General features: G+C 54.0%; 14 protein-coding genes. 6 read left to right on the top strand and 8 right to left on the bottom strand.

Annotated elements, in window-relative coordinates:
* Positions 1 to 39 precede the first annotated feature (39 nt).
* The 8 genes from KO1_RS13325 to ybfF all read right to left on the bottom strand — a co-directional run bounded on the left by KO1_RS13325 (position 40) and on the right by ybfF (position 7,695).
* A complete protein-coding gene (locus KO1_RS13325) occupies positions 40 to 1,335 on the bottom strand; it encodes an MFS transporter (protein WP_016807938.1) in 1,296 nt (431 codons plus the stop codon).
* Between the two features lie 54 nt (positions 1,336 to 1,389).
* Positions 1,390 to 2,529, bottom strand: coding sequence for a tricarballylate utilization 4Fe-4S protein TcuB (tcuB, locus tag KO1_RS13320; RefSeq protein WP_024273917.1), 1,140 nt, complete (start codon positions 2,527 to 2,529; stop codon positions 1,390 to 1,392).
* Positions 2,516 to 3,919 (bottom strand): FAD-dependent tricarballylate dehydrogenase TcuA, encoded by a 1,404-nt coding sequence (gene tcuA, locus KO1_RS13315; protein ID WP_024273918.1) that lies wholly within the window; start codon positions 3,917 to 3,919, stop codon positions 2,516 to 2,518. Before tcuA ends, tcuB begins: the two co-directional genes overlap by 14 nt.
* A gap of 97 nt (positions 3,920 to 4,016) precedes the next feature.
* Complete coding sequence (tcuR, locus tag KO1_RS13310; RefSeq protein ID WP_016807939.1) at positions 4,017 to 4,943, bottom strand: tricarballylate utilization LysR family transcriptional regulator TcuR; 927 nt, start codon at positions 4,941 to 4,943, stop codon at positions 4,017 to 4,019.
* A 127-nt stretch (positions 4,944 to 5,070) separates the two neighbouring features.
* Positions 5,071 to 5,523, bottom strand: coding sequence for a ferric iron uptake transcriptional regulator (gene fur / locus KO1_RS13305; protein WP_004100233.1), 453 nt, complete (start codon positions 5,521 to 5,523; stop codon positions 5,071 to 5,073).
* 291 nt (positions 5,524 to 5,814) lie between these two features.
* Positions 5,815 to 6,345, bottom strand: a complete 531-nt coding sequence (gene fldA, locus KO1_RS13300; protein WP_004100234.1) for a flavodoxin FldA — start codon at positions 6,343 to 6,345, stop codon at positions 5,815 to 5,817.
* Between the two features lie 149 nt (positions 6,346 to 6,494).
* Positions 6,495 to 6,788: a LexA regulated protein gene (ybfE, locus tag KO1_RS13295; protein ID WP_004100235.1), complete on the bottom strand. Its 294-nt coding sequence runs from the start codon at positions 6,786 to 6,788 to the stop codon at positions 6,495 to 6,497.
* A gap of 133 nt (positions 6,789 to 6,921) precedes the next feature.
* The gene (gene ybfF, locus KO1_RS13290; RefSeq protein ID WP_004100236.1) at positions 6,922 to 7,695 is read right to left on the bottom strand and encodes an esterase; all 774 of its coding nucleotides are present in this window, start codon (positions 7,693 to 7,695) and stop codon (positions 6,922 to 6,924) included.
* A gap of 184 nt (positions 7,696 to 7,879) precedes the next feature.
* On the opposite strand from ybfF, the gene seqA reads away from it, so the two are divergent.
* The 6 genes from seqA to KO1_RS13260 all read left to right on the top strand — a co-directional run bounded on the left by seqA (position 7,880) and on the right by KO1_RS13260 (position 14,034).
* Entirely contained in the window at positions 7,880 to 8,428 is a 549-nt protein-coding gene (gene seqA, locus KO1_RS13285) for a replication initiation negative regulator SeqA (RefSeq protein WP_004111417.1), read from the top strand.
* Between the two features lie 32 nt (positions 8,429 to 8,460).
* On the top strand, positions 8,461 to 10,101 hold the full coding sequence (gene pgm, locus KO1_RS13280; RefSeq protein ID WP_024273919.1) for a phosphoglucomutase (alpha-D-glucose-1,6-bisphosphate-dependent): 1,641 nt from the start codon (positions 8,461 to 8,463) through the stop codon (positions 10,099 to 10,101).
* Positions 10,102 to 10,157: 56 nt separating this feature from the next.
* Positions 10,158 to 10,577 carry a hypothetical protein gene (locus tag KO1_RS13275; RefSeq protein ID WP_004100239.1) on the top strand — a complete coding sequence of 140 codons (420 nt, stop codon included), beginning with the start codon at positions 10,158 to 10,160 and terminating at the stop codon, positions 10,575 to 10,577.
* Between the two features lie 322 nt (positions 10,578 to 10,899).
* A complete protein-coding gene (locus KO1_RS13270) occupies positions 10,900 to 11,697 on the top strand; it encodes a DeoR/GlpR family DNA-binding transcription regulator (RefSeq protein WP_004100245.1) in 798 nt (265 codons plus the stop codon).
* A gap of 114 nt (positions 11,698 to 11,811) precedes the next feature.
* Entirely contained in the window at positions 11,812 to 12,885 is a 1,074-nt protein-coding gene (locus tag KO1_RS13265; protein WP_004100247.1) for an erythritol/L-threitol dehydrogenase, read from the top strand.
* Between the two features lie 234 nt (positions 12,886 to 13,119).
* Positions 13,120 to 14,034 carry an ABC transporter substrate-binding protein gene (locus KO1_RS13260; RefSeq protein ID WP_004100249.1) on the top strand — a complete coding sequence of 305 codons (915 nt, stop codon included), beginning with the start codon at positions 13,120 to 13,122 and terminating at the stop codon, positions 14,032 to 14,034.
* The last annotated feature ends 86 nt before the right edge of the window (positions 14,035 to 14,120 follow it).

Genomic DNA, 14,120 nt, shown 5'->3' with positions numbered 1-14,120 from the left:
GGCAAAGCGGGCGGAGCGTAAACTCCGCCCGCGGCTATTTTAGCGGGGTATTTCTGCTGGCTGATAGCTGCGGCTCAGGCGAGTAAAGAGCATGGCAGTTGCGGCAAGTCCGCATAGCGCAGCGCACATCAGCCACCAGCCCGGCGAGCTTTTATCCCCGGTGATCTCGACCAGCGCGGTGGAAATAGCCGGCGTCAGGCCGCCAAAGATAGCGGTGGCGAGGCTAAAGGCTAACGAAAAGCCCACGGTGCGGACGTAGACCGGCATCACTTCGGTCAGCGCCGCGACCATCGCGCCGTTATACATACCGAAGAAAAACGAGAACCAGAGCAGGACCAGCGTCATACGGGTAAAATCCGGCGCGGCGGTGAGCCAGTGCATCACCGGCCAGGTGGTAAACAGCGCCAGCAGGGTGATGCCCATCAGCACCGGACGACGGCCTATTCTGTCAGAAATTGCCCCGCCAATCGGTAACCAGATAAAGTTAGAGATACCGACCAGCATGGTAACCAGCAGGCTATCGCGAGCGCTCAGATGCAGCACGGCTCTCCCGTAGGTTGGGGTATAAACGGTAATAAAGTAAAAAGTGGTCGTGGTCATCGCCACCAGTAAGGTGCCCGCCGAGATGATGCGCCAGTTTTTTACAATCGTGCTCAGGATTTCTCGGGTATCAGGACGATGTTTACGCTGCAGGAAAGCTTCGGTTTCCTGTAGCGAACGCCGCAGTACAAAAATCAGCGGAATGATCAGACAACCAATAAAGAAGGGGATACGCCAGCCCCATTCGGCGATCTCATCATGGCCAAGCGTTTCGTTCAGCGCGTAGCCAATCAGCGCCGCGACCACGATAGCCACCTGCTGGCTGGCGGATTGCCAGCTGGTATAGAACCCCTTTTTCCCCGGGGTGGCGATTTCCGACAGGTAGACCGACACGCCGCCGAGCTCTACGCCCGCCGAGAATCCCTGCAGCAGACGGCCGACTAATACCAGAATGGGGGCGAGAACGCCGATGGCGTGATAGCCGGGGACCAGTGCTATCAGCAGTGTCCCGCAGCCCATAATTGCCAGCGTCACCATCAGCCCTTTACGCCGCCCGATTCTGTCGATATAGGCCCCCAGCACTATCGCCCCGATAGGGCGCATCAGGAAGCCCGAACCAAACACGGCGAAGGTGAGCATTAACGCCGCAAACTCACTTTCCGCCGGAAAGAACGTTCTGGCGATGTAGGTGGCGTAAAAACCGAACAGAAAAAAGTCGAATTGCTCGAGAAAATTACCGCTGGTCACGCGGAGAATAGCGCCGAAGGTACCGGCGCGCGATGATGATTGCGTCATAGGGGTTGCTCTCCATTGTCTTTATCTTGTTTTTATAGAGGTAAGAGGAGCGGACTAGTCGCCTGCGACTGCCGCCTGTTTTCCGCGCCGTTTCTCAATTGCCCACTTGAGTAACGCCGCACAGCGATAAAATCCGTGGGCAAATTTTCCGTATGGCAGGGTTAAAAACAGCGCCATCACAACGCCGAGATGAATGGCGAGCAGGACGCCCATCCACGAGGTATCGCGCCCTGCCAGCAGGGCCAGTCCGGTCAGGCTGGTCAAAAACAGCAGCAGAATAAAGCCGCGATCCATCGGCTTTTGCCGCGCATCGCCGTGCAGCGGCGAGCGGCGCAGGTTTAGCCATAGCAAACCCGCCGGGCCGACCAGCAGGCCGATACCGCCGAGCGTGCCCAGTACAACCGGTACGCTGAAGAACGGGTAGGGGGCCTCCCAGCCGGCGATATAGTGATAACCCGTAGCCACCACGGTGGCGGCGAAACAGAGCAGAAAACCGTAGAAGGTAAAGTGATGGAAACGGCGGCGCATCAGGGTAAACGCGTCATCAGCCTCGTTGCAGCCTTTACCGTGCCCGCCGTCGAGATACTTCAGCGTGAGCGCATTATGCGAGGCTGTAGCGATGTCGATAGCCTGAGGCTGACCCGGTGAAATCTCGAGCCAGAAGCGGATCACCCCGCTCATCAGTAACCCTATGGCCAGAATGAAGACCGAGCCAAACATCCAGGCCAGCAGGTTATGGGGAAATATCCGGTAAAAATCGCCGGCCAGCGGCGGATGAAGCAGCGAGCCATTGAGCCCCATCGCTAACAGCAAAAAGAGGATCAAACCGGCGACCAACGCCAGCACCGTGGTCACGCCAGCCCGACGGTAAAGGCTGCTGAAAGCCGCGGGCTGGGCATAGTGCTGATAGGTTTCCAGGCGGACTTCCGCCATCGCTTTCGGGACATTAATGGCAAACTCGTGCGGCGGCGCATACTGGCAGGCATGCAGGCAGGCGCCGCAGTTGTGGCACAGGTTGGCCAGGTAGTTAATATCCGCTTTACCAAAAGCCAGGCGCTGAGTCATGGCCGGAAACACGGCGCAAAACCCTTCGCAATAGCGGCAGGCGTTACAGACCTGCATCATCCGTTCAACTTCCGCTTCCGGCTCGGTGATGATCTGCGCGTCGATAATCAACTTTTCAAGCGACTTCATGATGTATCTCCTGCTGTGCCGCACGGGCGGCCTGCTGGCCGGCAATGCGGCCGAACGTCGTACCAATCGACATGCCTACGCCGGCGGTATAGCCTTTGCCCAACACGTTGCCGGCCATCATTTCGCCAGCAACGAACAGGTTACGGCTGGGTTTGCCCGCAAAATGGACGGCGGCGCGTTCATTGACGTACAGTCCGAGGTAGGTGAAAGTGATCCCCGGGCGCAAGGCGTAACCGTAGTAAGGCGGCGAATCGATGGGCCGCGCCCAGTGGGTTTTCGGTGGGGTCAGGCCTGATGTTGCGCAGTTATCAAGGCAGGTATGATCGAACTGGCCCGGCACGCAGGCGGCGTTATAGTGCGCGATGGTTTGCGCCAGACGCGCCGCGTCCAGCCCCAGCTGGCGAGCCAGTTCTTCGATAGTATTGGCCTGGGCGCCGGGAAAAACCGGCGGCATAAAGTGACCGATCGCTTTGCTGTCGATAATTGAATAGCCGATTTGTCCCGGCTGGTGGGCGACCAGCCGCCCCCAGATGGCATAACGTTTGGGCCAGAAATCTTCCCCTTCATCATAAAAGCGCTCGGCGTCGCGGTTTACGACCACGCCCAGCGATACGCAGTCCACGCGGGTGCAGATCCCGCCATCATAGAGCGGTGCCCGGGCGTCTATGGCGACGCAGTGTGACTGCGAGGGATCGCCGATAACGTCAGCCCCGGCGTCGATCATATATTTCAGCAGCACGCCCTGGTTAAAGCGGGTTCCGCGGATGAGAAAGTTATCGGCTGGCCATTCGCCGCGATCGTTCTGTCCCCACGCTTCGCGCAGCCACTCGCGGTTAGACTCAAAGCCGCCGGCGGCGAGGACGCAGGTTTTTGCGGCAATCCTTTCTTTACCCGCCAGCGCGGCGACGAATTCGCCGTTATATAATTCGAGCGCCTGGACCGGGGTGTTGTAGCGGATCTGTACACCCATCTGCTCCGCGCTGCGGTAATAAGCATTTATAAGAGCCTTGCCGCCGCCCATGAAAAAGGCGTTGGTGCGGGCGACGTGCAGTGCGCCGGAGAGCGGCGGCTGAAAGTTAACTCCGTGCTGGCGCATCCAGTCCCGGCACTGCGATGAGGTACGGATCACCAGCCGCGCCAGCGCTTCGTTGGTATTACCCTCGGTGACGCGCAGCAGATCCTGCCAGTACTCTTCTTCCGGATAGCTGTCGACCAGCACATCCTGCGGAGCATCGTGCATACAGCGAAGGTTCCGCGTGTGCTGAGAGTTTCCGCCGCGCCATTCTTTCGGTGCGGCCTCCAGCAGCAGCACGGACGCGCCGGATTCCCGGGCGGTCAAGGCGGCGCATAGCGCAGCGTTGCCGCCGCCAATCACCAGTACATCCACCATTTTTGGCTCCATTACGGTTTGCTTTATTGTTAAATTTGTAATGGAAATGTATGCGCTCAGGGCAGCAGGACGCTATGGCGTATTGCTAAAGAGGGGTTTAGTGTGCGTAAAGGCTGGCGCCAGGCCAGCGGCCAGATTCGACCAGCTGACGCATGACTTTTGCCAGTATGACTCGCGCGGCGAGACCCGATGGGGTCAGTTCATCATCGGAAAGACTGACGAGAAAATTAGGCCGACTGAGTATCGGATTGTTGATGCCGATCACTCTCAGGGGGTCGCCATCGAGATGAGAAATCGCTGCTCCCGGCTGCAAAGTGGCGCCGAGGCCGTCGCGCACGGCGCGCATCAGCAGGGCCAGACCGTCGATTTCAGCGACCACATCGACATTAAGCGCATGCTCCTGGCAAATCGCCTCCAGCCTGCCGCGCAGCCCATGCCCCAGGCTTGGCATAATCAGCGGGACAGCGGAGAGCTGGTCCGGCGAGATGCTATCGTCGGGAAGGGGAGCCAGTACCTTATGGGTGCCAATCAGAAACAGACGCTCTTCAAGAATCGGCCTGGCGCTCCAGCGCACAAGCTTCTCCTTCTGGAACACGATCGCTAAATCGAGCTGACGGGTGTTGATCATGCGTTCAAGGTTGCCGGAGAGACTTTCTACCAGATGCAGGCGGACGTCGGCATAGCTTTCGCGCATCGCGTTGATAAAGGGTACGCCGAGCACAGAGGCGGTGCTGGGGGCCATGCCGACGCTGACGTGGCCAGATAGCCGCGCCTCGCGCGCAGCAAGAACCGCATCATCAGCGTGACGTAGTGCCAGCTGCGCCTGTGAATAGAAGGCGAGGCCAGCGCTGGTGGGCATTACGCCGCGAGACGTCCGTTGTAGCAGGCGAATGGCGAGTTCATTTTCCAGGCGCGCCATTTGTTGGCTAAGCGCGGAGACGCCGATATTCAGGTCAAGCGCGGCGCGGCCCATACTGCCGGTTTCAATAATGCGCACAAAATAGCGTAGCTGGCGAAGCTCCATAAGCACTCCGTATAAAGCAGGATGCACCGACAGTAAACGTATTCAGGCGCGAGAGGAAGAGGCGGCAGATGGCGGGCAAAAAAAAGCCAACCCGCAGGCTGGCTTTGGCTGATAAACGATGCGGTGATTATTTCTCTACCGCGTCGTGGGCATGTTCATCTTCGCGGCAGTCGCCTTCTGCACAGTGGCCGTACAGGTACAGACTGTGGTTGGTGAGGCGAATACCGTGTCTGGCGGCAATCTCACGCTGGCGCGCTTCGATGGAATCATCGCTAAACTCGATCACTTTGCCGCAGTCCAGGCAAATCAGGTGATCGTGATGGTGCTGCTGCGTCAGTTCAAAAACGGATTTACCGCCTTCGAAATTATGACGGGTGACGATACCGGCGTCGTCAAACTGGTTCAGTACGCGGTAGACGGTGGCCAGGCCAATCTCTTCACCCATATCAATCAGGCGTTTGTATAAGTCTTCCGCACTGACATGATGGTTATCCGGTCCTTGCAGCACTTCCAGGATTTTTAATCTCGGAAGCGTCACTTTCAGGCCAGCTTTCTTTAATGCGGTATTGTTGTCAGTCATGCGGAATCTGTCCTGTTGCTAAACGATCTACTTCCATCAGCGGAAGTAATACAGAGAATCACCCGATGTAATGCGTCTCATTATAGAACTGCCATGGTGAAATGAAAACTGCAAGCATCGGGCCTTGTATGCTGTCAAAAACGAGGCACTCGCTACAAAGTGCTTCACGCGACCCCGTTAAATCAGAGGACATTGTACAGATATGTGATTAAAAGTTAAAAACTTGTAGCTATAACTTTGATTGCTTTTATCTATCAATTCGGCGAAATATGGTGATTACGCCGTTTAGACTCAGGCATTCTTGATTTCTTCGAGGTGCAGCTCCTCGGAAATCTGTTTTACCCATTTTTCGACGCGTTCGTTAGTCAGTTCAGGCTGACGGTCTTCGTCGATAGCCAGACCGACAAAATGATCGTCATCGGCCAGGCCTTTAGAGGCTTCAAAATGGTAGCCAGCGGTCGGCCAATGGCCAACGATAGTTGCGCCGCGCGGTTCGATGATATCGCGAATGGTGCCCAGCGCATCGCAGAAGTATTCAGCATAGTCTTCCTGGTCGCCGCAGCCAAAGAGGGCTACCAGTTTGCCATTAAAATCGATCTCTTCCAGCGTCGGGAAGAAATCGTCCCAATCGCACTGGGCTTCACCGTAGTACCAGGTTGGGATGCCGAGCAGCAGGATATCGTGAGCTTCCAGATCCTCTTTGCTGCTTTTGGCAATGTCGTGAACATCAGCAACATCTTTACCAAGCTGCTTTTGAATCATTTTTGCAATATTTTCGGTGTTGCCGGTGTCGCTGCCAAAAAAGATGCCGATGATTGCCATGAGTAAAATAACCTCTTGAAACTTAATGATGTGGTAGTGGCGTAATGCCCGCAGATAGGGGCAATGATAGCAGAACTGAGAAGGGCGCGGAAACAGCAATCACGCCCAACTGCACACTCTGCTACATGAAAGCTTATTTTTTGAGGGTTTTAGGCTTTATCCTGGCCGCGCAGGGCTGCCAGCTGGGTCATCAGCATCTCTTCGATCAGATCGCTGCGGTTCATGTTACGGGCTTCGGCCAGCTCATTGAGCGCATCGACCGCATCGGCATTGAGCTTAAGCTCCACGCGCTTCAGGCCGCGGCTCTTGTCGCGTTTAAGCTGATTGCGTTTGTTGATGCGCAGCTGTTCATCGCGCGAAAGCGGATTCGTTTTCGGTCTTCCCGGCCGACGCTCAGTTGCGAACAAATCTAATGTCGTACGGTCCGTTTGTTCTTTTGCCATGATTCAGAGTGACTTCGGGGGAAACAAGCTATCGGGCATAGCCGACGCAGACAGCGCGCCATAATACATCAGGCGGCGGGCTGCGCCAACGGCCGCGGACATTAAGCCGCGCGGTCGAGTATATTTTAGGCAGTTACGCGGCGATAGAGGTCAAATAACGGCGAATGGCGCGGATCACGGCCTCCGGTTTTTCAGCGTGCACCCAATGCCCGGCGCCGGCGATAACGTGCGCCCGAGCTTCGGGAAACTGCGCAAGCAGCGCGTCACGACAGGCATCGGTCACGTAAGGGGAGTTGCCGCCGGGGATAAACTGCGCCGGATGCGGCCATGCCGGGACGGTTTGCCAGCCGACGATGTTGTCGTACTGCTCCCACAGCACCGGTACGTTAAAACGCCACTGGCCATCCACAAAGGATTTCAGCAGAAACTGAACTACGCCCTCTTCATTAAGATGTTGACGCATGACCGTCGCTGCCTGCTGACGCGTAGCGGCGCCCGCATCGGTGACGGCGTTGATGGCAGCAAAAATTTCATCATGGCGGCGGACGTGATAATCCACCGGGGCGATATCAATAGCTACCAGGCCTGCGATGCGCTCTGGTGCCAGCGCGCTCAGCGCCATCACCGCTTTGCCGCCCATAGAGTGACCAATAAAGGTGGCTTTCTCAATCTGCGATTCATTGAGAGTATCAAGCAGATCCTCAGCCATCGCGGCGTAGGTCATCTCCGGCGCGCGCGGGGAGAGACCGTGGTTTCGCATGTCGACCTGCACCGTATCGTGATCGACAACCAGATCGCGGGCGAGGATCCCAAGGTTGTCCAGGCTGCCAAAAAGGCCGTGGACCAGGACGATAGGGGGATTATTGTGCTGATTCTGTGCAGATTGCGCTCGGCTATTTAATTTCATGGCAAAGTTCTTTTTTTCGCTCCGTCGGGTTAGGGTATTATGTTGAACATTCTGCCATCCGGCTGCAAGACCCGGAAGATTTCTGAGTTTTGCCGTCATCCTGGTTTGACGCTATCCGCGGTTGGGATTTGTCCCTATAATCCCGACAACTTGTATTCAGAAAAAGATATCGCACTGGATTAAGATGAAAACAATTGAAGTTGATGATGAACTCTATAGCTATATTGCCAGCCACACCAAGCATATTGGCGAGAGTGCATCCGACATTTTACGGCGCATGTTGAAGTTTTCCGCCGTTTCCCAGCCTGCCGCACCGGTAGCGAAAGCCGCTCCGGCACCGGCGCCAACGCCTGTCGTTGACGTGAAGCCCGCTAATCCTCTGAAGGATAAAGTTCGCGCGATGCGTGAGCTGCTGTTATCTGATGAGTATGCCGAACAAAAGCGCGCGGTAAACCGATTCATGCTGGTTCTGACTACCCTCTACACCTTAGACAGCAAAGCGTTTGCCGAGGCCACCGAGTCTCTGCACGGGCGCACCCGCGTCTATTTCGCTGAAGATGAGCGCACGCTGCAGAAAAACGGTAATCAGACTAAGCCTAAGCAGGTCCCCGGTACGCCGTGGTGGGTTATCACAAATACCAATACCGGTCGCAAATGCAGCATGATCGAACACATCATGCAGTCCATGCAGTTCCCTGCGGAATTGATCGAAAAGGTTTGCGGTACGATCTAGTCATTTAACTTTTGCACCAGAAGGATCAGGCAATGGCAATCGATAAGCGCGCAGGTCAACCTGCGCAACAGAGTGATTTGATTAACGTCGCCCAACTGACTGCCCAGTACTATGTGCTGAAGCCGGAAGTAGGCAATGCGGAACATGCGGTGAAGTTTGGCACCTCCGGCCATCGCGGCAGCGCGGCGCGCCATAACTTCAACGAGCAGCATATTCTGGCGATTGCCCAGGCAATTGCTGAAGACCGCGCGAAGAACGGGATCACCGGCCCATGCTACGTCGGGAAGGACACCCACGCGCTCTCCGAACCTGCCTTTATTTCCGTACTGGAAGTGCTGGCGGCGAACGGGGTTGACGTTATCGTGCAGGAAAACAACGGTTTCACCCCGACGCCGGCGATTTCCAATGCGATTCTGGTGCACAACAAAAAGGGCGGCCCGCTGGCTGACGGTATTGTTATTACGCCGTCCCACAACCCACCGGAAGACGGCGGTATCAAATACAACCCGCCGAACGGCGGCCCGGCTGATACCAACGTCACCAAAGTGGTCGAAAACCGCGCCAACGAACTGCTGGCGGCGGGTCTGCAGGGCGTGAAGCGTATGACGCTTGATGCGGCGCTGGCCTCCGGTCACGTCAAAGAGCAGGATCTGGTGCAGCCGTTTGTTGAGGGATTAGCGGATATCGTCGACATGGCGGCGATCCAGAAAGCCGGACTGACGCTGGGCGTCGATCCGCTGGGCGGCTCCGGTATCGAATACTGGAAGCGTATCGCCGAGCATTACAACCTAAACCTGACTATCGTGAATGACCATGTGGATCAGACTTTCCGCTTTATGCACCTCGATAAAGATGGCGCAATCCGCATGGACTGCTCCTCCGAGTGCGCGATGGCGGGCCTGCTGGCGCTGCGCGACAAGTTTGACCTGGCTTTCGCCAACGACCCGGATTACGACCGCCACGGTATCGTCACGCCGGCCGGGTTAATGAACCCGAACCACTACCTGGCGGTGGCGATTAACTACCTGTTCCAGCATCGCCCGCAGTGGGGCAAAGATGTTGCGGTGGGTAAAACCCTGGTCTCCTCGGCGATGATTGACCGCGTAGTCAACGATCTGGGCCGCAAGCTGGTGGAAGTACCGGTTGGCTTTAAGTGGTTCGTTGATGGCCTGTTCGACGGTAGCTTCGGCTTCGGCGGCGAAGAGAGCGCGGGGGCGTCGTTCCTGCGCTTTGACGGGACGCCGTGGTCCACTGACAAAGACGGCATCATCATGTGCCTGCTGGCGGCGGAAATCACCGCGGTGACCGGGAAAAACCCGCAGCAGCACTACGACGAGCTGGCAGAGCGCTTCGGCGCGCCAAGCTACAATCGACTGCAGGCTTCCGCGACTTCAGCCCAGAAAGCGGCTCTGTCTAAGCTCTCTCCGGAAATGGTGAGCGCCAGCACCCTGGCAGGCGATCCGATTACCGCGCGTCTGACTGCGGCTCCGGGCAACGGGGCGGCGATTGGCGGTCTGAAAGTGATGACCGACAACGGCTGGTTCGCCGCGCGTCCGTCAGGTACCGAAGATGCCTACAAAATCTACTGTGAAAGCTTCCTCGGCGCTGAACACCGTCAGCAGATTGAAAAAGAAGCGGTGGAGATTGTCAGCGAAGTGCTGAAAAACGCCTAATCTCCCACATGATAATCAGGCCCGTTTCAGGGCCTGATTTTTTTCGCAAGGCGGCGATGAAACTAAAACGTAAACACGTCTTCCGGTTCTGGGGCGGGATGGATCTCTTTTATCTCATCCAGTTTCTCGGCTGGAATCTTTACCATCAGCGCCTGCCTTTCTACGACGACATCCTCTCTTATCTCCAGCTTGTACCCACCCTTGGCCCCGCGGCCGCCTGGCTGTTCCCGCTGAATGTGCTGCTGATTGTCACTATTCCCGTGTCGATGGTTCTCCTCTGGCGGCAGAGCCGCTATGCCCTGCGGTTGGCCTGTGCGCAAACGCCCCTGCGGCTGGCCTTTATGCTGCCCTCACTTTCGCTGGTGCTATGGGGCGCGCAGGTCCTGGGAGTTAAAGGCGCGGCTTTCTTTATCGCTCTGCTGCTGGTCTCTGAGGCGGCAAAATTGATGACGTTATGGCGATGGCGAAAGATTTAACTTTTCGCGTTATCTTCACGGGGCAGGGGTATCCGGTAACACGGTGACCGAATCGGGCATAAACGGGTATCAGGTCGTTGACCGGGTTTGCCCGTTTTGCCGAATTAACTACCGGAGCAGGTGAACAATCACGGCTAATTCTGCGATTTTAGTCACAAATTTCTCGTGATTAAAATGAAATTTCCCATATATATATGATCTACTTCAAATTAAAAAAAGCTAAAAGCTTGTTTTGATTTTGTATGATTTATGTCACTTACTGATATGGATGATTTTGTTATATTTATGTCATTAAATCCTGGATGCTTTCTTGAGAACTTATATGTTACAAGTTAAACGTCACTCATTAATTGTGGAATATGTCGTAGAAAAGGGATGTGCCAGAGTTAATGAGCTGTCGCGATTATTTGGTGTATCTCCGGAAACTATTCGACGTGATTTAACTGCGCTGGCCAGGAATAAGAAAATAGTGCGCAGCTTTGGCGGCGCAATGATTTCCGAAAATACGGCATCGTTTTTAGCTGCCGATATGCCGGCAAATAACGGAAACTTTGTCGATAAAGCCGAAGCCTTTATTAAACGCACGAAAGAACAGCCAGAACGTAAGATGCGCATCGCCAAAGGTGCGCTGCAATTTATTCATGAGCATGAGTGCATCATTATGGATAATAGCAGCTCCTGCTGGTTTTTAGCCCGTCAGCTACCTGACATTGAATTGACCGTTATTACTAATTCTTTGAATATTATTCAAACCTTAGCCTGTCGCAAAAAAATAAGAATTGTCAGCGTTGGTGGTGAATATTCTGAGCGTCACGGTGACTTTCACGGTCCGGTTGCTGAGTTCATTATCAACAATTTTAAGGTCAATAAGCTGTTTTTTTCCTGTCAGGGCCTGGACTCCGGTCTGGAAATTAAAGACAGTAATGAAGTCAACGTCCGGCTAAAGCAAGAGATGCTGAAAGTTGCCGATCAAAAAATTCTGATGGTCGATAGCAGTAAATTTGAACGCTATTCGCTTTATAAAATATGCGATCTGGCGGATATTGATATCTTGATCACTAATGAGTTACCCGGCGATATCTATCGCCAGCATCAGGTACATATTGTAGAGACCAAATAAGGCTCTGAATAATAATCTAATTGCATCATCATTTAATCGCTCTGTACCAGTTGGAGGAGTATTGCATTAGCAATACTGTCCCTCTTCATTATTTATCCGAAAAAGAGGTTTACGATGGAACAATTACCTGAAGATATGAAAGCGGTTGTCTGCCACGGTCCCCAGGATTATCGCTTTGAGAAAATTCGCCGCCCGATCGCCAAAGAAAAGGAAGTGGTCATTAAGGTTGACGGCTGTGGAATATGCGCCGGTGATTGCAAGGCCCAGGACGGTGCGCCGATGTTCTGGGGTGATAATCCGTGGGTAAAAACGCCGGTAGTGCCCGGCCATGAGTTTTACGGTCGGGTTGCTGAATTAGGCCCGGGTTCCGCTGAAAAATATAAATTAAAAATTGGCGATCGCATTCTCGCTGAACAGATTGTTCCCTGCCATGAGTGCCGTTTCTGTAAAACCGGAAAATACTGGATGTGTGAAACCCATGATATTTACGGCTTCCAGAAAGATGTCGCCGATGGCGGTATGGCTGAATATATGCGTTTCTCCGAACGCGCGATTATTCATAAAATTCCTGAATCATTAAGTGAAGAAGATGCGGCGCTGATCGAACCTATGGCCTGTGCAATCCATACGGTACGCCGCGGGGATATCGAACTGGATGATGTGGTCGTTATCGCCGGCGCCGGGCCGCTGGGGCTGTGCATGGTGCAGGTCGCTCATCTTAAGACGCCGAAGAAACTGGTGGTCATCGATACCATGGAAGATCGCCTGGCGCTGGCTAAAGCGTTTGGCGCCGACGTGGTCATCAACGCGGCGAAAGAGGACGCCGTCGCCATTGTTAAATCCATGACGGACGGATACGGCTGCGACGTTTATATCGAAGCGACCGGCGCGCCTGTTGGCGTGACTCAGGGACTGGAGATGATACGCAAACTGGGGCGCTTCGTTGAATTTAGCGTGTTTGGGAAAGAAACCACCGCCGACTGGTCGATCATCGGCGACCGCAAAGAGCTCGATATTCGCGGTGCGCATCTCGGCCCCTATAGCTATGAAATCGCTATCGATCTTTTTGAGCGTGGCCTCTTGACCGCCAAAGGCGTGGTAACGCATTTCTATTCTATCGATGAGTGGAAAGCCGCTTTTGAGATGGCCAAATCGCTGGATTCCATCAAGGTCGTTATCAAGCCATAAATTTATCAACATTCACTCGCGTCATTTATATTTATTGTTCTGCACTTTCATAAATGGCTGCTAAATCAATACTTGATTTCTTCAATCATGGGGATTGCTGAGATAAATGTCGGTAGCCTCTGCTAATTACCAGTGGTGAATTTATTGCTCAGTAAATCAGGCAACATTAGTACCATGAAAACGCTGCTGAATAATTTATATTCCGCAGCGCACAACTCAATAAGGAGATATTGAATGCCTGTTAAATTTAATACCAAAGCATTACTCTCAGGACTTCTGGCTATGAGCATGGTCGCCTGCGTTAATGCTAAACCTTTGACTATCGGCATGTCCTTCCAGGAATTAAACAACGAATATTTCGTGACCATGAAAGAGTCACTTGAACAGTCGGCAAAAGATATTAACGCCACCGTCTATACTGCGGATGCGGCGCATGATGTCTCCAAGCAGATTAGCGATGTTGAGGATATGCTGCAAAAGAAAATTGATATTTTGCTGATTAACCCGGCAGATAGCGTTGGCGCGGAAACCGCCGTCCTGGCCGCCAAAAAAGCCGGCGTGGTGGTGGTGGCGATAGATGCTCAGGCTAACGGTCCGATTGATTCTTTTGTGGGTTCAAAAAACTATGATGCGGGCTTTATCGCCGGAGAGCATTTAGCCAAAGCGCTGGGAGATAAAGGCAACGTGGCGATTCTCGACGGAATTCCGGTGGTGCCTATTCTGGAGCGTGTGCGCGGCTTTGAAGATGCGATGAAAAAGCATCCCAATATTAAAGTGCTTACCAAACTGAATGGTAAACAAGAGCGCGATACCTCCATGAGCGTGACGGAAAATATGCTGCAATCCAACCCGACGCTCAACGGTATTTTCAGCGTCAATGATGTTGGCTCACTCGGTGCCTTGGCGGCTATTCAGTCATCTGGACGCGATGTCAAGCTGGTCAGCGTCGATGGATCTCCGGAAGCGGTGGCTGAAATTGCCAAAGGTAATACGCCGTTTATTGCTACCGCAGCACAGTTCCCGCGCGATCAGCTGCGTATTGGCTTAGGTATTGCCCTGGCAAAACACTGGGGGGCGAATATTCCTAAAGAGATTCCTGTTGATGTGAAGCTTATCGATAAAAACAACGCCAAAGATTTCCACTGGTAATCGCGTTATTACGCCACAGCGGCTCTCGCTTATTCAGGTGAGCCGTGCCGGATTCTTATTAAAGTATGGCTCGCTATTTTATCGAG

Source organism: Klebsiella oxytoca NBRC 105695, from assembly GCF_001598695.1.
Lineage (GTDB): Bacteria > Pseudomonadota > Gammaproteobacteria > Enterobacterales > Enterobacteriaceae > Klebsiella > Klebsiella oxytoca.
This window is presented reverse-complemented; position numbering and strand designations above follow the sequence as displayed.